At 65.0% G+C, this 17,536-nt stretch carries 15 protein-coding genes; 8 read left to right on the plus strand and 7 right to left on the minus strand.

Annotated elements, in window-relative coordinates; all coding sequences use genetic code 11:
• Positions 1–78: 78 nt before the first annotated feature.
• The 3 genes from GA0061099_RS22220 to GA0061099_RS22235 all read left to right on the plus strand — a co-directional run bounded on the left by GA0061099_RS22220 (position 79) and on the right by GA0061099_RS22235 (position 3,079).
• Positions 79–1,116: a glycosyltransferase family 2 protein gene (locus GA0061099_RS22220; protein WP_036014274.1), complete on the plus strand. Its 1,038-nt coding sequence runs from the start codon at positions 79–81 to the stop codon at positions 1,114–1,116.
• On the plus strand, positions 1,113–1,958 hold the full coding sequence (locus GA0061099_RS22225) for a ChbG/HpnK family deacetylase (RefSeq protein WP_036027067.1): 846 nt from the start codon (positions 1,113–1,115) through the stop codon (positions 1,956–1,958). Before GA0061099_RS22220 ends, GA0061099_RS22225 begins: the two co-directional genes overlap by 4 nt.
• A 305-nt stretch (positions 1,959–2,263) precedes the next feature.
• Complete coding sequence (locus GA0061099_RS22235; protein ID WP_036014279.1) at positions 2,264–3,079, plus strand: DUF2076 domain-containing protein; 816 nt, start codon at positions 2,264–2,266, stop codon at positions 3,077–3,079.
• 649 nt (positions 3,080–3,728) lie between these two features.
• Here the strand turns inward: GA0061099_RS22235 and GA0061099_RS22245 are convergent.
• Positions 3,729–4,559 carry a L,D-transpeptidase gene (locus tag GA0061099_RS22245; protein WP_036027057.1) on the minus strand — a complete coding sequence of 277 codons (831 nt, stop codon included), beginning with the start codon at positions 4,557–4,559 and terminating at the stop codon, positions 3,729–3,731.
• A 316-nt stretch (positions 4,560–4,875) separates the two neighbouring features.
• On the opposite strand from GA0061099_RS22245, the gene GA0061099_RS22250 reads away from it, so the two are divergent.
• On the plus strand, positions 4,876–5,661 hold the full coding sequence (locus tag GA0061099_RS22250) for a protein phosphatase CheZ (protein ID WP_036014285.1): 786 nt from the start codon (positions 4,876–4,878) through the stop codon (positions 5,659–5,661).
• 232 nt (positions 5,662–5,893) lie between these two features.
• Here the strand turns inward: GA0061099_RS22250 and GA0061099_RS22255 are convergent, their stop codons facing one another.
• The gene (locus tag GA0061099_RS22255) at positions 5,894–6,415 is read right to left on the minus strand and encodes a hypothetical protein (protein ID WP_036027056.1); all 522 of its coding nucleotides are present in this window, start codon (positions 6,413–6,415) and stop codon (positions 5,894–5,896) included.
• 313 nt (positions 6,416–6,728) lie between these two features.
• Here GA0061099_RS22255 and GA0061099_RS22260 point away from each other — a divergent pair, with 313 nt between their 5' ends.
• The 3 genes from GA0061099_RS22260 (at position 6,729) to GA0061099_RS22270 (ending at position 10,178) form a co-directional block, all read left to right on the plus strand.
• Positions 6,729–7,025 carry a co-chaperone GroES gene (locus GA0061099_RS22260; protein ID WP_008544107.1) on the plus strand — a complete coding sequence of 99 codons (297 nt, stop codon included), beginning with the start codon at positions 6,729–6,731 and terminating at the stop codon, positions 7,023–7,025.
• 118 nt (positions 7,026–7,143) lie between these two features.
• Positions 7,144–8,775, plus strand: a complete 1,632-nt coding sequence (gene groL / locus GA0061099_RS22265; RefSeq protein ID WP_074448045.1) for a chaperonin GroEL — start codon at positions 7,144–7,146, stop codon at positions 8,773–8,775.
• Positions 8,776–8,972: 197 nt separating this feature from the next.
• Entirely contained in the window at positions 8,973–10,178 is a 1,206-nt protein-coding gene (locus tag GA0061099_RS22270; protein ID WP_036027054.1) for a hypothetical protein, read from the plus strand.
• Between the two features lie 125 nt (positions 10,179–10,303).
• Here the strand turns inward: GA0061099_RS22270 and GA0061099_RS22275 are convergent, their stop codons facing one another.
• The gene (locus GA0061099_RS22275; RefSeq protein WP_036014293.1) at positions 10,304–10,702 is read right to left on the minus strand and encodes an META domain-containing protein; all 399 of its coding nucleotides are present in this window, start codon (positions 10,700–10,702) and stop codon (positions 10,304–10,306) included.
• Positions 10,703–11,088: 386 nt separating this feature from the next.
• Between GA0061099_RS22275 and GA0061099_RS22280 the strand changes: the two genes are divergently transcribed.
• A complete protein-coding gene (locus tag GA0061099_RS22280) occupies positions 11,089–12,840 on the plus strand; it encodes an ABC transporter ATP-binding protein/permease (protein ID WP_036027052.1) in 1,752 nt (583 codons plus the stop codon).
• Positions 12,841–12,981: 141 nt separating this feature from the next.
• On the opposite strand, the gene GA0061099_RS22285 is transcribed toward GA0061099_RS22280, so the two are convergent.
• The 4 genes from GA0061099_RS22285 to GA0061099_RS22300 all read right to left on the minus strand — a co-directional run bounded on the left by GA0061099_RS22285 (position 12,982) and on the right by GA0061099_RS22300 (position 17,462).
• The gene (locus GA0061099_RS22285) at positions 12,982–13,995 is read right to left on the minus strand and encodes a TorF family putative porin (RefSeq protein ID WP_036027050.1); all 1,014 of its coding nucleotides are present in this window, start codon (positions 13,993–13,995) and stop codon (positions 12,982–12,984) included.
• A gap of 440 nt (positions 13,996–14,435) precedes the next feature.
• Positions 14,436–14,813 carry a hypothetical protein gene (locus tag GA0061099_RS22290; protein ID WP_036027048.1) on the minus strand — a complete coding sequence of 126 codons (378 nt, stop codon included), beginning with the start codon at positions 14,811–14,813 and terminating at the stop codon, positions 14,436–14,438.
• Between the two features lie 85 nt (positions 14,814–14,898).
• Complete coding sequence (glcF, locus tag GA0061099_RS22295; protein WP_074448046.1) at positions 14,899–16,221, minus strand: glycolate oxidase subunit GlcF; 1,323 nt, start codon at positions 16,219–16,221, stop codon at positions 14,899–14,901.
• Complete coding sequence (locus GA0061099_RS22300) at positions 16,221–17,462, minus strand: FAD-binding protein (protein WP_036014306.1); 1,242 nt, start codon at positions 17,460–17,462, stop codon at positions 16,221–16,223. Before GA0061099_RS22300 ends, glcF begins: the two co-directional genes overlap by 1 nt.
• Positions 17,463–17,536: the final 74 nt, after the last annotated feature.

Below are 17,536 nucleotides of genomic sequence, written 5' to 3' on the forward strand. Positions count from 1 at the left end.
TTTGTTCAGCTTTGCGACAGCAAACGGCAGCTACCATATGCGGTTGAGAAGACCTAAACACCTCTGGAACCTTGATCGATGACGCTGGGCTCTGACGTATCCGGCATGACGACCACCGCAGCCAGCGCCGCCGCGAAGGGGCTGTCGATCGTCATCCCCGTCTACAACGAGGCGGCTGGCCTTGCCGGCCTGCATCAGCGCATCTGCGAGCTCGCCAAGACCCTGCGGCAGCGCTATCGCCTGTCTTGCGAAGTCGTCTATGTCGACGACGGCAGCAAGGATGCGACGCTGTCGATCGCGCGGTCATTGCCGGCCGACGCCATCGACGTCCAGGTGGTGTCGCTGTCGCGCAATTTCGGCAAGGAGGCCGCGCTGATGGCGGGCCTCGACCATGCCCGCCTCGGCGCGGTGATGTTCATGGACGGCGACGGCCAGCATCCGCCGGCGCTGGTCGAACAGCTGGTGCGGCACTGGATCGATGACGGCTATGACGTCGTCTATACCGCCAAGGCGCATCGCGACAACGAGTCCTTCCTGCGCCGGGTCGCGGTGCACGGCTTCTACGCGCTGATCAATTGGGGCGCCCGTCAGAAGATTCCGGAGGACGCCGGCGATTTCCGCCTGCTGTCGCCGCGCGCGGTCGCGGCGCTGAGGCAGCTGCCGGAACGCAACCGCTTCTTCAAGGGCCTCGCCAGCTGGATCGGTTTCCGCCAGATCCGCGTCGACTACGAGCCCGCAGCGCGTGCCCATGGCGTCACCACTTTCAACGCCGCGAGCCTGCTTGGCCTGTCGATCGAGGGCCTGACGTCCTTTTCAGTGGCGCCCTTGCGCTTCGCCAGCCTGCTCGGCGTCATTCTCGCAGGAGGCGCCTTCCTGTTCGGCCTTTCGATCCTCTGGGAGGTGTTCACGACCGGCAAGCAGGTGCCCGGCTATCCTTCGCTCGTGATCGGACTGATGACGATCGGCGGCGTGCAGCTCATCATGATCGGCATCGTCGGCGAATATATCGGCAAGATCCTCTCCGAGCTGAAGGCGCGGCCGATCTACTTCGTCGCCGAGCACAGTGAGAAGCATTCCGAGGCTGATGATGCCGCGAGCAGGACGGCAGCCGAATGAGCGTGGCCGCGAGCCCGCGGCGGATCTGGCTCTGCGCCGACGATTACGGCATCAGCCCGGGCGTCAACCGCGCCATCCGCGACCTGATCGAACGCGGCCGCCTCAATGCGACCTCGGTGATGATGGTGGGACCCGCGATCGCGCGCGGCGACGTCGAGGCGCTGCAGGCTTCGGCAACGCAAAGCCCGCGATGCGCGATCGGATTGCACGTGACGCTGTCGGCGCCGTTCCGGCCGCTCACCATGCATTTCCGCCCCTTGGACGGCGACATGTTCTTCGCCTTTCCCAAGCTGCTGCGCGCCGGACTGATGCGCCGGCTCGACCGTGAATTCATCCGCAACGAGGTGAAGGCACAGCTGGCCGCCTTCATGGACGCGTTCGGACGCACCCCCGACTTCGTCGACGGTCACCAGCATGTGCAGCTCTTCCCGCAGGTGCGCGACGGCTTTGTCGATGCGGTCAGCGAAGTCGCGCCGAACTCCTGGGTGCGTCAGGGCGGCCGCGACCTGCCGCTGCGGCAGCGGCTGGCCTCCCCCAAGGCCATGGTGCTCGATATCCTCAGCGCGCAATTCCGCCGCCGCGCCGGCAGCGCCGGCCTCAGCTTCAACCCCGGCTTCGCCGGCGCCTATGATTTCACGCGCGCCGCCGATTTCGGCGCGCTGATGCGGCAATTCCTGGAAGGTCTCCCCGACGGCGGCCTCGTGATGTGCCATCCCGGCTTTGTCGATGATGTCCTTACCGGCCTCGATCCGATGACCGACGTCCGCGAGCGCGAGCACGCCTATCTCGCGGGCGATGCCTTCGCGCGCCTGCTGGCCGACAGCAACGTGACATTGGAGTGATATGTTGTCCTCATGGACAATCGAGACCGCCCTTTTCCAGAGCTACCAGGCTGGCGTTTCACGCTGACGGAGACGTCTTTCGGCGTTTACCGGGCCGAAGGCTTCCACGAGGACGGTCGCTCCGTTAGCCGCATGGGTCACGACGTCCCACTTCTGATGAAGGAAACCGCCGAAGACGCGAGGAATCTGCCGAAGCGGCGAGGCAGCTTGTCGCATACCGAAATTTAATCCGGCCGGCACTGTTGGGGCCATAATGGAACCCTACATCTCCTCTCGCGCTTGGTTTGGCGCGAAGGAGACAGATCATGACGCCGCAGGAACGCCAGCTCGTCGACGACCTTTTTGACCGGCTTTCTAAGCTGGAGAATGCACAGCGCGATCCCGATGCGATCGCCGCGATCTCCGACGGGCTGCGCAAGGCGCCCGGCGCCATCTACGCGCTGGTGCAGACCACGCTGGTCCAGGACGAAGCGCTGAAGCGCGCCAATGCCCGCATCCAGGAGCTGGAAGCGGCCCACGCGCCCGAGCAGGCGCAGTCCGGCGGCTTCCTCGACACCATGCGCGACACATTGTTTGGCGGCGGCCCGTCCCGCGGCTCGGTGCCGAATGTGCCGCAGCGTGAGCAGCGTCCGGCTTGGAACACCGGCCAGGCGATGCCGCAAGGCCAGCCGGGTTACGGCGCGCCGCCTTACGGACAGGCTTACGGCCAAGGTCCGGGTCAGGGCGCTCCGCCGATCGGCGGTGGCGGCGGCTCGTTCCTCGGCACGGCGGCGGCAGCCGCGGCCGGCGTCGTCGGCGGCTCGCTGCTGCTCTCGAGCATCCGCGGCATGATGGGCGGATCGCACCAGCAGGGTTTTGGCGACAGCAACGCGCTCGGCGACCGCAGCGCTGGTGGAAGTCCTTGGGGCGGCGGCGATCAGTCCGGCGGCTCGCTGGCGCGCGAGGCCGGCCTCGATGACATTGGCTCGAACCGGGAATCCCGCCAGGGCTTCTTCGACCAGGCGTCGAACGAGCGCGACAACTACGACCAGAACTACGGCAACGATCACGACGACAGCTTCGACACGGCCGACAACAGCGATTTCGGCGGCGACGACGACGGCGGCAGCGATTACGCGTAGGCCATTCGACCGACAGATGTGGAACGGCCGCCTCCGGGCGGCCGATTTCTGTTCAAGCAGAGCTCAACGCACTTCTGCTCTGCCACCACACGCCATGATGCCATTCGATATAATATGACTAGTGCGTGCGTTGTCGGACAGCACCGTGCAGAACGTCACGAGGTGCGCCTGACTTCACCATGCCGGGCGAAATCGTCCTCCGACACACGCCGCCGTAGACTCCCGGATTTCCAAATTTGGACATGGGTGTTCAATTGGAAGAACACACTGCTTATGCCACACATCGTGGCTGCCTCTCTTGGCTACAGTCGGGGGTTTTAAGAATGAGTTCACTTCAACAGCGCATCGCGACCCTGAGCGACGTCACGACCCATCTCATCACCGAATTGTACGAGTTGGAGGGACTGCACGAGCGCCTCAGGAAGGCAGAGCTGTCGGTGCGGCGGCTGAACCGCTCGGCTCGCGCACCGCATTCGGCTTCATCAGCTCGTCCTCGCCGCGCCGCTGTCCCTCGTCGCGGGTCGAGGCACCGTCAGCGGACGTAGGACTATTCAGGCACACGTTTGGCGGCGGCAGCGTCCCTTCGACGCCGCGCATTTCGAGCCGACGCGGCACCCGGACTTGATCGCTCCATCGAGCGCATGACGCTTCACATCACCACGACCTTGGTGCCGACATTGACGCGGCCGTAGAGGTCGATGACGTCCTCGTTGCGCATGCGGATGCAGCCGGAGGAGACGTTGGTGCCGATGGTCCAGGGCTCGTTGGAGCCGTGGATGCGATAGAGCGTCGATCCCAGATACATCGCACGGGCACCGAGCGGATTTTCTGGGCCGCCTTCCATGTGCCTGGGCAGATCGGGCCGGCGCGCGAGCATTTCCGCCGGCGGCGTCCAGTCCGGCCATTCGCGCTTGGCGGTGATCGATTTCACGCCGGACCAGGTGAAGCCGGGACGGCCGACGCCGATGCCGTAGCGCAATGCCCGGCCGTTGCCCTCGACGAGATAGAGGAACTTGTTCGGCGTATCGACCACGATCGTGCCGGGACTTTCCTTGCCGCTATAGTCAACGAGTTGTTTCTCGAATTTCGGATCGAACGGACGCTGCCGCGGATCGACCGCCTCCTGCTGCAGAGACGCGCCCTGCTGATATCCGCCTTGTTGATACCCACCTTGCATCTGCGGCTCGCCCATCGGCGGCAGGCGCCGCTGGTCGTAATAGCCCGGCTGCTGCTGATACACCGGCCGCTCCGGCGCGTAGGCCGGGCCGCGGCCGGGGCCATCGCCGAACAGGAATTCGATGAAGCCGCCGCCCATGTCGGAATGGGACGCCACGCGCACCGGCGCCGGCGGCACGCGCGGCTGGTACAGCACCGCGGGCGGATCGTTCGGCACGCTGTTGTCGAAGGCGCCCGCGTCGTTCGCGCCGGCCATGAAGGTGCAAGCGCTGCCGAGCAGCGCGACAGACATTTTCTTGAACATCGACGTACTCTGTACTGTTTCGTCTAGATCACATGCGTCGTGGAGAGCCGGTGGCTGATCCGCGCTCTTCGACGTGGTCAATAAAAAGCAAAAGCCGTTTTGTTTGGTAAACGGACAGCGCGTTTGGATTCACCACGTCGCGAGCGCGCCTGCAATTTGGCGATCAGCGTTTATTTTCGATGAACGCCGCGCGGTGATGGTTAATCGCTTCTTTGCGCCGCGTCGCGCGCGGCCGATCAGCAGTTCCTGCTGTGAACTTCGTGTTAAATCGCTTCTGCCTACAAAGACGCGTGAGTGAGGTGGGGGGAGTATCCTGATGGCTGTTCACCGCAAGCGTTTTCGCGTCGAAGATATCGTCGGTGGCGAGATGCCCATTGTAGACGTAACCGAAGAGGCACTCCCGATGCATAGCGAGATCATGGCCGAGCTGCGCGCGATCCGCGCCCAGATGGCGAAGGGCATCGTCGCGGCCCCGCTGTCCGGCAGCGCTGCCATGGCGGCGATCGACGCCTCGACCGCGCACGAGCTTGCCGAAGCGCGCACCATGCTCGATACCTACCGGGCGCAGATCGAGCAGTGCGAGAAGCTGAAGGTCGAGCTCGACCTCATCCACGACGCCATCGACCGCACCAAGCGCGAGATCGCGACGCTGCACGGCAAGAGCTTCGACGGCGGCGAGATGGCCAAGGTCAACGGCGAGCTCGGCGCGGTGGTCGGCGGCACCGAGCAGGCGACCCAGCAGATCCTCGAAGCCGCGGAATCGATCGACCAGGCCGCCAGCGCGATGTCGAAGGTGGACTCGATCGATCAGCAGAAGCGCCTTGCCGACGACATCCAGGAACGCGTCATCTCGATCTTCGAAGCCTGCAACTTCCAGGACCTGACCGGCCAGCGCATCAGCAAGGTCATGGGCACGATGAAGTTCATCGAGCAGCACATCAACGCGATGATGGAGATCTGGGGCGGCGTCGACGCGATCAAGTCCCATGTGCCCGCGCAGGTCGACAACCGCAGCGAGGACGAGAAGCTCCTCAACGGCCCCAAGCTCGCCGGCGACGTCGGCCACGCCTCGCAGGACGACATCGACGCGCTGTTCGACTGAGCGGCGACGACATCGGAATAACAAAACGCCGGCCTTGGGCCGGCGTTTTTTGTTTTGGCCGGTGCAGATCGTGAACTCTTCTTCCCTTCTCCCCTTGTGGGAGAAGGTGGCGCGAAGCGCCGGATGAGGGTTCTCTCGACTCGCAAGACCGTTCGTGAGGAGATAGACCCCTCACCCGTCTCGCCGCTACGCGGCGAGCCACCCTCTCCCAAGGGGAGAGGGTAAGAGACCGTCACGCCCTCGGCGCGCAGCGGACGTAGACCATGTTGCCGTAGCGGGTGCCGGCGTCCTTGTCGATGAAGCGGGTGATCATGACGCGACCGTCGAAGGAGACGATTTCGCGGTCCTGATCGCCGGGGGTCGGGCCGGCCGGCCCGATGTAGTTCTTGCCGCTCGGCGAGCCCTTCAGCCGCAGCTCCTGCGGCGTCGCCTGGTCGGCGAGATGCATGATCACGCCACCGGAGGAACCGGCGGTGATCACGTAGGGGTTCCTGCATTGCTCGCGCGCCATCTTCTCGGTGCGGGCGCGATCGGCCGGGTTCTGGAACGAGGCGAGGCCCCAGCGGCCGACGATCTCGTCGGCGCGGATGGTGGCGGGCATTTCCGGAGCGACGCCAGGTTCGGCATCGGGCGGCGGCGGGGACGACGTGAGGGACGGCAGGTTGAAGCCGCCGCCGCAGGCGCCCAGCAGCAGCGCCAGACAAGAGGCGGCCGCCAGATTGGCAACCGTGCGCGCGTGAGCCGAACTGATCATGGCATTCCCCCGAACAAGACCATGGCCGCACCCCTCCCGCAGCCAAGCGCAAAACCGCTGCCGGAGCAATGACGTCGTTCTTTACGCCGACGCCCCGAGCGAGTTTCCAATGCCACCATCCTATATCCGCCTCAACAATCGCTTAACCACCTTTGCTTGACAGGATCGCGGCCAAGCCATATTTCCGGACCCACTATTAGCACTCGGAAAGCCCGATTGCTAAGCGCGCCGTTTGATCCTCGACGAGAGGGGGACGGAAGCGCCGCCCCACCGACCCCACTACTTCCGAAGCGAGCCTCCAAAGGGAAACGTCATGGCTAAATCCAAATTTCGTCCGCTGCATGACCGTGTCGTGGTCAAACGTATCGACGCCGAGGAAAAGACCAAGGGCGGCATCATCATTCCGGACACGGCCAAGGAAAAGCCGTCCCAGGGCGAGATCGTCGCCGTCGGCCCCGGCGGCCGCGACGAGACCGGCAAGCTGATCCCGATCGACCTCAAGGTCGGCGACCGCGTGCTGTTCGGCAAGTGGTCGGGCACCGAGGTCAAGATCGACAACGAAGAGCTCCTGATCATGAAGGAGTCGGACATCATGGGCGTGCTGGCCTAAGGCCGTCCGCCTGAACAGCCGCTGAATGTCATGCCCGGATCCAGGCGATCCGGGCATCCATCGTTCCGCCGCACGGCACAAGACAACACACATCACATAACACGAGGGATTGCAGACCATGGCTGCCAAAGACGTCAAGTTTTCCGGAGACGCGCGCGATCGCATGCTGCGCGGCGTCGACGTTCTCGCCAACGCCGTCAAGGTGACGCTCGGCCCGAAGGGCCGCAACGTCGTCATCGAGAAGAGCTTCGGCGCCCCCCGCATCACCAAGGACGGCGTCACGGTCGCCAAGGAGATCGAGCTCGAGGACAAGTTCGAGAACATGGGCGCCCAGATGGTGCGTGAGGTCGCCTCCAAGACCAACGACCTCGCCGGCGACGGCACCACCACCGCGACCGTGCTGGCCCAGGCCATCGTGCGCGAAGGCGCCAAGGCGGTCGCCGCCGGCATGAACCCGATGGATCTCAAGCGCGGCATCGACACCGCGGTTGCCGCCGTCATCAAGGACATCGAGAAGCGCGCCAAGCCGGTCGCCGCCTCCTCCGAGGTCGCCCAGGTCGGCACCATCTCGGCCAACGGCGATGCCGCCATCGGCAAGATGATCGCCCAGGCGATGCAGAAGGTCGGCAACGAGGGCGTCATCACCGTCGAGGAGAACAAGTCGCTCGAGACCGAGGTTGATATCGTCGAGGGCATGAAGTTCGACCGCGGCTATCTCAGCCCCTACTTCGTCACCAATGCCGAGAAGATGACCGCCGAGCTCGAGGACGCCTACATCCTCCTGCACGAGAAGAAGCTCTCGGGCCTGCAGGCCATGCTGCCGGTGCTGGAAGCCGTGGTGCAGTCGGGCAAGCCGCTCGTCATCATCGCCGAGGACGTCGAGGGCGAGGCGCTGGCCACCCTGGTCGTCAACCGGCTCCGCGGCGGCCTCAAGGTCGCGGCCGTCAAGGCTCCGGGCTTCGGCGATCGCCGCAAGGCCATGCTGCAGGACATCGCGATCCTGACCGGCGGCCAGCTGATCTCCGAGGAGCTCGGCATCAAGCTCGAGAACGTCACGGTGAAGATGCTCGGCCGCGCCAAGAAGGTGGTGATCGACAAGGAGAACACCACGATCGTCAACGGCGCCGGCAAGAAGCCCGACATCGAGGCCCGCGTCGGCCAGATCAAGGCCCAGATCGAGGAGACCACCTCGGATTACGACCGCGAGAAGCTCCAGGAGCGCCTCGCCAAGCTCGCCGGCGGCGTCGCGGTGATCCGCGTCGGCGGCGCCACTGAGATCGAGGTCAAGGAGAAGAAGGACCGCGTCGAGGACGCGCTCAACGCCACCCGCGCCGCGGTTCAGGAAGGCATCGTCCCGGGCGGCGGCGTCGCGCTGCTCCGCGCCAAGAAGGCGGTCGGCCGTCTCACCAACGCCAATGACGACGTCCAGGCCGGCATCAACATCGTGCTGAAGGCGCTGGAAGCCCCGATCCGCCAGATCTCCGAGAACGCCGGCGTGGAAGGCTCGATCGTGGTCGGCAAGATCCTGGAGAACAAGTCCGAGACCTTCGGCTTCGACGCCCAGAACGAGGACTATGTCGACATGGTCGAGAAGGGCATCATCGATCCCGCCAAGGTGGTGCGCACCGCGCTGCAGGACGCCTCTTCCGTGGCCGGCCTCTTGGTGACTACCGAAGCCATGGTCGCCGAGATGCCGAAGAAGGAAGCTCCGCCCGCGATGCCCCCCGGCGGCGGCATGGGCGGCTTCTAAGCCTTCCGTTCCGTGACAGAGTTGCGAAGGCCGCCTCCGGGCGGCCTTCTTTTTTGCCGACCCTGCCCGTTTCGCTTTCCGATTCAACCAGCGGCCAAAACCCACTACGGTGGCGCGCCGATTCTGATTGTTTGGGCATGATCCTAGAGACCGCTTCACGCTTTCCGGATCATGGCCGTTGCGCGAGGATGTCATCGATGCGTGCGCTTCTGGTTTGCTCCACGGCCGTTCTGGCCCTGCTCGCCGTTCCGCCGCAGGCCTCCGCCCAGATGAAGCTGTCGCCGAAGGCGACCGCGCCGGGGGGAACCGAGACGCGCTATTTCACCGCGATGGACGGGCTGATGGACGGCAATGCCGACGTGATCCTGAAGGAGACGCGCCAGGGCAAGACGCTGACCGCGGCGGTGCTCGACGTCTGCTACCCCATCGCGAAGAACTCCGACCGCAAGGACCGCTTCGTCGTCAACCTCCAGGTCGCCGGCCAGACGCTGACCGGAACGACGCAGAGCATCAGTGAGAAGTCGCCGGTCAGCGTCAAGCTGACGCGCAAGCAGTCCGGCGACATGTTCGAATTCCGCGGCCAGATCGCGGTCGGCCAGGCGGTGACCGAAGTGACCTCGCCGGACAATTCCGATCTCAGCGAAAAGGAATTCCTGGACAGTCAGGCCTCCGACGACGGCATCACGCCGCAGCCGAAGGATTTCACCGACGTCTCGCCGGAAGCGATCGCGGTCAAGGTCAAGCTCGACGCCGCGACCGACTTCCTGAAGAGCCTGAAGGGCCAGGAGGTCGAGGTGACGCTGGCGAGCCTCAATGTCGGCTGCGACGCGCTGCGCGCGGGCGAGCAGACCATCACCATGTCGGTCGATCCCGAGCGCGCCGGCGCGCTGCTGGCGAAGTTCAAGGCAATGCCGGGCGTCACCGCCGCAGGCTGGACCGCGGGCATGACCGAGATGGACCGCACCATCCGCTTCCCTGCGGCCGACTGGCGCGAGGGCGACAAGATCAACAAGGGCAAGCTTGCAACGGCGGTGGCGAGCGTGCTGAGCAGGACGCTCGCGGCAAAGCCGGTCACGCAAAACTTCAACCCGGCCACCGGCAGGCTCAAGCTGGTGTTCAAGCGGCCGAACCAGGACTTCCCGGCGCTCGAGCTCACCGACACGATCGAGGTTGCAGGCCTGGTCTCGCCCGACAAGCCGGGCACCACCGACAAGCTCATGCTCTGGATCGGCAGCCCGGCGACCACGACGGCCGACGAGGGCAGCGGTGCCAGGCTCAATCTGTCCGACGATGCCAGCCTCGACGAAGAAGGCGATCTGCCCGACGACAACGGCTCGATCGAGGCGCTCGTCAAGGAGCTGAAGGGCCAGCGCTGGGACGCCGACAAGTCGGTGTGGAAGTAGGCTGAGACAGCCACCGCTGTCATCGCCCGGCTTGACCGGGCGATCCAGTACTCCGAGACAGCAGCGATGGAATCGATAGGCTGCGGCGTACTGGATTCCCCGCCTTCGCGGGGAATGACAGAGGCCTAATTCCCCGTCGTCCTGAAGCGCAGCGGCTTCGGGCCGATCAGCGTCAGCACGTCGCCCTGGCGCTTCCAGGTCTCGACGCTGCCGAGGGCTGCGACGAGCTCGTCGTCGGCCTGCGCTCTCGCCGGCGGACAGTTGCGGTTCTGGATCTGGCCGGGCACGAAGATCACGGTGTTGCCGGCGACCGAGAACTGGCCCTTGCCGCCCTTGCACCAGAGCTCCAGCACGACCTCGCCATTGTCGCCGATCTCGATGTTGGGAATCCGCTTCGAGCCTGCCTGCGGCAACGCCTCCAGCGTCATCTCGGTGCCGAACGGAAACCCCTCCTGAGCACGCGCGAGTGTGGACATCGCGAACATTGCAACCGCCGCACACACCAATCGCTGGAACGAAACCATGAGACCTCTCGACCGACCTGACTTGCCGCACCTTCTATGAGACGGCGGGGGCGTTGAGAAGGTTCGCGCATGGTCGATGCAGGCGCACCGGCATGGCGAAGCCCGGGGCGCCTTCGAAGACCACGCCGAACGAGAAAGCGATCGGCAGCCAGTTGCAGCCGCGGCGCGAAGTTCTCGCGCATCGGCGGTTCCCGTCCGCTCACAAGGTCGCGAAATCCCGGAGCACCCTGCCCCGCACCGGCGGGCACCATGCTAGGGTTGCTGGCTGCGACAATCCAACGCAAATTGCAGAACTTGCGACTTTCGTCTAAGCGCGCCCATTTCCGCCATCGCCTCAGCTATTTGGCTCTGGGCATCGTGCACATCCCCTGAGGAGATCCAGCTCTGTGAACAACATCCGCGCCACGCTCGCGATCGTCTGGCGAATCGCCATCCCTTATTTCCGATCAGAGGACAAATGGGCCGGCCGCGGCCTGCTCGCCGCGGTGATCGTGATCGAACTGCTGCTGGTCGCCATCGATGTGCTCGTGAACCAATGGTACAGCCGCTTCTACAATTATCTCCAGGAGCGCGACTGGAACGGCTTCGTCTGGGAGCTGGGCGTCTTCACACTGCTCGCGAGCGCCAGCGTCGCGCTTTCCGTCTACCAGCTCTATCTCAATCAGTGGCTCCAGATTCGCTGGCGGCAATGGCTGACGCGTCACTATCTGGGCGAATGGCTGAATAGCGCGACCCACTATCGGATGCAGCTCAAGGGCGATGCGGCCGACAACCCGGACCAACGCATCACCGACGACGTCAGGAGTTTCGTCGAGCAGACTCTCAATATCGGCATCGGGCTGCTCTCCTCGATCGTCACGCTGCTCTCGTTCGTGGTCATTCTGTGGGGGCTGTCGAACGCGGCACCGCTGCATATCTCCGGCCTCGACTTTCCCATCCCCGGCTATTTGGTGTGGGCGGCGCTCGTCTACGCGATCTTCGGCACCGCGCTCACGCACTGGATCGGTTCGCCTCTCGTCAATCTCAACTTCGAGCAGCAGCGCTACGAGGCCGACTTCCGCTTCAACCTCGTCCGCGTGCGCGAGAACTCCGAACAGATCGCACTGCTCAAGGGCGAAGGCGCCGAACGCGAACGACTGCTGCACCGCTACGGCTATGTCGTCGGCAATTGGTACGCGATCATGAGCCGGACCAAGCGTCTGACTGCTTTCACGGCGAGCTATTCCCAAGCCGCCGTGATCTTCCCCTTCATCCTCACCGCGCCTGCCTATTTTGCCGGTAAGATTCAACTTGGAGGGATGGTGCAGACCGGCTCCGCCTTCGGCAGCGTGCAGAAGGCCCTGTCCTTCTTCGTGAGCGCCTACCGATCCCTGGCCGAATGGCGTGCGGTGGTTGCCCGTCTCGATGGCTTCGAGATGTCGGTCGCCTCGGCGGTCAATCTGCCGGCGCATGAGCCTGCCATCGCGCTGGAAGTCGCTGGCCGCCATATCGACCTCGAGCAGCTCTGCGTGAACCTGCCCAACGGCACGCCGCTGGTGGCCGCCAAGGCCTTCACCATTCAGGCCTCGGAGCGCGTGCTGGTGACCGGACCGTCCGGCTCCGGCAAGTCCACGCTGTTCCGGGCCATCGCCGGCATCTGGCCGTTCGGCACCGGCACGGTTGTGGTCCCGGAAAAGGCAAAGCTGATGATGCTGCCGCAGCGGCCCTATTTCTCGGTCGGTGTGTTGCGCGATGCCGTGGTCTATCCGGCAGCGCCGGGCGCGTTCGACGCCGCGCAGGTCCGCGAGGCCCTGATCGCGGTCGGGCTGCCCGATCTCGCCGAGCGGCTGGACGAGGACGGCCACTGGAACAGGATGCTCTCGCTCGGCGAGCAGCAGCGTCTCGGGCTAGCGCGCGCGCTGCTGCATGCGCCGGACTATCTGTTCCTGGACGAAGCCACCGCCTCGCTCGACGAGCCGTCGGAAGCCCGGCTCTACCGGCTGCTGGCGGAGAGACTGCCGCAGGCCACCATCGTCTCGATCGGCCACCGCTCGACGCTGGATGCCTTCCACACCCGCAAGGTGGCGCTGGTGAAGGACGGTGCGATCCACGTCGTCGGCGGCGAGCGGACTGCGGCGGAGCCGAGCGCCGCGCGCTGAGGCGAGCGCTGGGTAGCCGCTGATCATTAAGTTCGAGTCGTCACTCCATACATGCGTCAAGCCCGGCCATGACGGCGTGGAGAAAAGCAAAAGGGCGGCAGGTTGCCCTGCCGCCCTCGCGAAGTCGTTTCGGAAAGAAGCTTACTTCAGATTGCTCATCGCCGTCAGGTCGAACGAGAGCTTGGCCACGCCGGCCGCGCTGCACCAGTTGGAGCCGAAGCCGCCCGGGTTGATGGGGGTGAAGCTTCCGGTGAACTTCGCGGTGTGATCGCTGGTCAAGGCGTTGCAGTCGCCCTTGTTCAGGTCGGTGTCGTGATAGCGCAGATCGAGCGTGAACACCTTGTAGGTGAAGCCGACGCCGACGTTCCAGGTATTATAGCTCGGCTCCTTGATGCCGTTCGCATAAACCGGATCGCCCGCGATGCCGTAGAAGATGTCGGAAGTGCCGAACCACTGCCGGCCGAACTCACCCGACACGTACATGCCGACGCCGCTGGCACCGAAGATTGTGCTCGGGGCGGTCCACTTGGCCGTGATCGAGGCGTAATTGCCCCAGGCGCCGAGGTTCAGGAAGTTCGGCGAGTAGTACTCGTTGAAGCCGACCGTCCACTGGTCGTTGATGACGACGTTCAGCTTGGCGTAGGCTTCGAAGAAGCTGGCGTCCTTCTTGGCGAAGTTGCCGTTGATCGGAAGGCCGATTGCGCCCTGCGAGTAGTCGATGTCGCCGCCACAATTGCCCTGAGCCAATGTGTACTGCGAGCCGAAGCATTGTCCGCCCGGATAGAGGTAGCCCCAGAGACCGAAGTCGAAGGCGAACATGCCGAAGGTCGGGCGGATACCGCCGTAGAAGTCGACTTCCGCCGCAGCGCGGTTCGGGAAGGAGATGCTCGAGGCGGACGTACCGACGTAGAGCTGCAAGTCCTTGGTGACGTTGTAGCGAGGCTCGAAATAGGCCGTGACGGCCGGCTTATGGTTCGACTGGGTGATGCCGCGGAAGACGTAATCGCTCATGATGCCGCCGCCGAAGGCGATATCCCAAGGATCGAACGCCGGGGGCGGCGGGGCCTTCAATGCCTTCACGCGCAGATCTGCCGCGAACGCCGAACCCGTCGTCACCATTGCCAGCGCCGTTGCCAACAAAGCCACTTTTTTCATTTCGATCCCCATCTACCCGTTCTTACTTAGCAGTCGCCCCCGGAAGCCCCCCGGGGCATGCGGCCTACCTGCAAAATTGCGTCACTGCGGCAATTTGGATCGATGGACAGGAACCGTGAAGCAAAAAGCACGGGCATCTGCCGACTTTTTAGGCGTTTTGACGAATTCACGAAAGGTTGTCAGGCTGTGTGGCTTCTCGATCACATTATTTGCATTCCAAGGTGCAGTGCAGACCCGTGTAAACCCGGGGATCGCCAGGCGGCGTGACACCTTCGCTACGAATCAGGGTGGGCCCGGAGCGCCAGCCGCCAAGGGCGGCTTCCGCGATGCAAAAAGGCCGCAGCACCGGGGGGTGCCGCGGCCTTCTCGTTACAATCCCAAGTAACAATCCCGAGTAACAGTCCCGAGTGACAGTCCGAAGGCGATGAGAGACCGCCTTCCTACCCCTGCCCCTCGGCCGGCGCCGCTTCCGCAGAAGACGAAGGCATCGCCCAGCTTGTCTCGGCGGGCGCGGGAGTCTCCGCCGGTGCCGACGGCTTCGGAGCAGGCGCTGCCTTCGCCTTCTTCGGTGCCGCCTTCTTCGCGGCCTTCTTCGGAGCAGCCTTCTTGGCCGCCGACTTCTTTGCAGTCGTCTTGGCAGCCTTCTTCGGGGCGGCCTTCTTGGCAGATTTCTTGGCAGACTTCTTGGCGGTCTTCTTGGCCGCCTTCTTCTTCGTCGCCTTCTTCGCGGACTTCTTCGCCGCTACGGCCTTCTTGGCCTTCTTGGCCTTCTTGGCCTTTTTGGCCTTCTTGCTTTTCTTCTTCTTCGCTTTCGCCATCGTGGTCCTCCTGTTGCCGCCGAACAATGCTTGATCGGGCGTCTTCAGTCGTCACCTCGGGAGGACAGTTCGGGCTCCTGAAAGCTCAAACCTGCGCGTTCAGTGCCGGCCGCGCCCCGCCCGTCGCCCAATCGAGAAGCTCAATCGTGTGTACGACCGGAACTGACGTGCCACTGGCAATCTGCACCATGCAGCCGATATTGCCCGCGGCAATCATGTCCGGCTTGACGCTCGCGATGTTGGCGACCTTACGATCACGCAACCGACCCGCAAGCTCGGGCTGGAGAATGTTGTAGGTCCCCGCCGAACCGCAACACAAATGGCTCTCGGGCACATCTTTCACCACGAATCCATTCTTGGAAAGCAATTCTTTCGGAAGCCCTGTGATTTTCTGTCCATGCTGCAACGAACACGCGGAGTGATAGGCGACGACGATGTCGTCCGCTCGCGCCGCGGTCGCAAGCTCGAGGCCGGCGACGTATTCGGTGATGTCCTTGGCGAGCGCCGAGACCCTCGCAGCATCGGCCGCGAACGCTGTGTCCTCGCGCAGGAGATAGCCGTAATCCTTGATCACCGTGCCGCAGCCGGAGGTCGTCACCAGGATGGCATCGAGCCCCTCGCCGGCCATTTCCTTCCGCCACGCCGCGACGTTGGCGCGAGCCCGCGCCAGCGCATCCTCGTCGTTGCCGAGGTGATGGGTCAGCGCGCCACAGCACTGCTCGTCCCTGACAAGGACGACCTCGATGCCGTGGCGGGTCAGGAGACTGATGGCGGCCTGGTTGATGCGCGGCGCCAGCACCTGCTGGGCGCAGCCCTGGAGCAGTGCCACACGGCCGCGCTTCTTGCCCAGCGCCGCGAACACGCTGCCGGCGGCGGGCCCTGCGGGCGGCAGCCGGTCCGGCGCCAGCGCCAGCATCGCCTTGATGCGCTGGATCAAGCCCGGCGTCGCCGCAGGCCGGGGTGTCGGCAGCAAGACGCCGAGCGGACGGACGAGCCGCGCCAGCCACATACTGACGCGAAAGCGCTGCGGGTCCGGCAGGACGAAGGCCAGCACCTGGCGCAGCAGCCGCTCGGTCAGCGGCCGCCGATAGCGCTGCTCGATTTGCACCCGGGCCTGATCGACCAGGTGCATGTAGTTCACGCCCGAGGGGCAGGTCGTCATGCAGGCAAGGCACGACAGGCAACGGTCGATATGCTTGACCACGTCGGCGGTCGGCGCCTGGTCCTTCTCCAGCATCTCCTTGATCAGATAGATGCGGCCGCGCGGGCTATCGAGCTCGTCGCCGAGCAGCACATAGGTCGGGCAGGTTGCGGTGCAGAAGCCGCAATGGACGCAGGCGCGCAGGATCTTGTCGGCTTCCGCGATATCGGGGTCGGCGAGCTGCGCGAGTGAGAATTCGGTCTTCATCAGCCAGCGCTCCGCGTGAGCCGCCCCCGGTTGAGAATGATCTTCGGATCGAAGCTGGCGCGCACCCGCTCGCTCAGCGCGGCAATCCCCGGCGCCTGCGGATGGAACACGTCGACCTCGCGCCTGACATCATCAGTCGCCCGGATCAGCGTGGCATGCCCGCCGGCCGCGTTCGCGTGCGCACGCACCGCCGGGGCATGCGCGTCCGGCTTCGGCGGGAGCGCCGCCCAGATCAGGCCGCCGCCCCAATCGTAGATCACATCGCCCCCCGTCTCGCGCGCCAGCTGCGTGCCCAGCGCCGCGCCCGAGGCCGGCGGGCAGACGATCCGCCAGACCGGCCAGGCGCCGAGCGCGCCGCTCGCCGCGAACGGCAGCACGTCGCGGATCGCGCTCCACAGGGCCGCGGATGCCACGTCCTCGATCAGCGTCGCGGTTCCAAACGGCGCCAGCAATTGGCGCAGCGAGCCGGCGCGGTGCGCAGCGGACGCGGTGATGCCCTCGAGCCGCAGCACGGTCAGCGCCTCGGCCTCGCCTTGGCCCGCAATGTCGCCCAGCCCCTCGGTCCCGGCCCGGAGTGCGGATTTCGGCAGATGCGCGGCGGCGGAGACGTCGAAGGGCGAGCCCAGCGCCGCAGTCATGGCCTTGTTGGCGGCGGCATCATCTAACCCGCGCAGCAACAGCGTCCGCTCGGCCTCGGGCTTGGGCATCACCTTGAGCGTGACCTCGGTCATCACCGACAGCGTGCCCCAGGACCCCGCCAGCAGCTTGCAGAGGTCGTAGCCGGTGACGTTCTTCACCACCTTGCCGCCGGTCTTGAAGCTGTCGCCGAAACCCGAGACGGCATGCGCGCCGAGCAGGTGGTCGCGCGCTCCGCCCGCCCGGATCCGCCGCGGCCCGGCGAGCCCTGCCGCGATCATGCCGCCGATGGTGCCTGTTGCCGTCGTGCCGAGCAGCGGGGCGGTGTTTACAGGCTCGAAGGCGAATTGCTGGTTCTTGGCGTCGATCAGCGCCAACACGTCGGCCAGCGGCGCGCCGGCCTGGAGCGTGATGATGAGCTCGTTCGGCTCGTAGGCGGTGACGGCATTGAGTGCGGAGACGTCGAGCACGGCGTTGGTCGCCATGGCGTGGCCGATGCCGCGCTTACCGCCATGGCCGATGATCTCGAGCGGCTGCTCGCTCGCGATCGCCGCGCGCACCACCTCTTCGACGTCTTTAGCGTCTCTGACCTTGAGCGTATCCACGGGAAAAGGCGGTAGCGAAATTCGCGCAGGAAATCAATTCGACCCGCGACGGAACGCTGGGCCGCGGCGACATT

The organism is Bradyrhizobium yuanmingense (genome assembly GCF_900094575.1).
Taxonomy (GTDB): Bacteria; Pseudomonadota; Alphaproteobacteria; order Rhizobiales; family Xanthobacteraceae; genus Bradyrhizobium; species Bradyrhizobium yuanmingense.

Coding starts and splice junctions, on each gene's coding strand:
- GA0061099_RS22220 (WP_036014274.1), top strand. CDS start 79: ATGACGCTGGGCTCTGACGTATCCGGCATGACGACCACCGCAGCCAGC.
- GA0061099_RS22225 (WP_036027067.1), top strand. CDS start 1,113: ATGAGCGTGGCCGCGAGCCCGCGGCGGATCTGGCTCTGCGCCGACGAT.
- GA0061099_RS22235 (WP_036014279.1), top strand. CDS start 2,264: ATGACGCCGCAGGAACGCCAGCTCGTCGACGACCTTTTTGACCGGCTT.
- GA0061099_RS22245 (WP_036027057.1), bottom strand. CDS start 4,559: ATGTTCAAGAAAATGTCTGTCGCGCTGCTCGGCAGCGCTTGCACCTTC.
- GA0061099_RS22250 (WP_036014285.1), top strand. CDS start 4,876: ATGGCTGTTCACCGCAAGCGTTTTCGCGTCGAAGATATCGTCGGTGGC.
- GA0061099_RS22255 (WP_036027056.1), bottom strand. CDS start 6,415: ATGATCAGTTCGGCTCACGCGCGCACGGTTGCCAATCTGGCGGCCGCC.
- GA0061099_RS22260 (WP_008544107.1), top strand. CDS start 6,729: ATGGCTAAATCCAAATTTCGTCCGCTGCATGACCGTGTCGTGGTCAAA.
- groL (WP_074448045.1), top strand. CDS start 7,144: ATGGCTGCCAAAGACGTCAAGTTTTCCGGAGACGCGCGCGATCGCATG.
- GA0061099_RS22270 (WP_036027054.1), top strand. CDS start 8,973: ATGCGTGCGCTTCTGGTTTGCTCCACGGCCGTTCTGGCCCTGCTCGCC.
- GA0061099_RS22275 (WP_036014293.1), bottom strand. CDS start 10,702: ATGGTTTCGTTCCAGCGATTGGTGTGTGCGGCGGTTGCAATGTTCGCG.
- GA0061099_RS22285 (WP_036027050.1), bottom strand. CDS start 13,995: ATGAAAAAAGTGGCTTTGTTGGCAACGGCGCTGGCAATGGTGACGACG.
- GA0061099_RS22290 (WP_036027048.1), bottom strand. CDS start 14,813: ATGGCGAAAGCGAAGAAGAAGAAAAGCAAGAAGGCCAAAAAGGCCAAG.
- glcF (WP_074448046.1), bottom strand. CDS start 16,221: ATGAAGACCGAATTCTCACTCGCGCAGCTCGCCGACCCCGATATCGCG.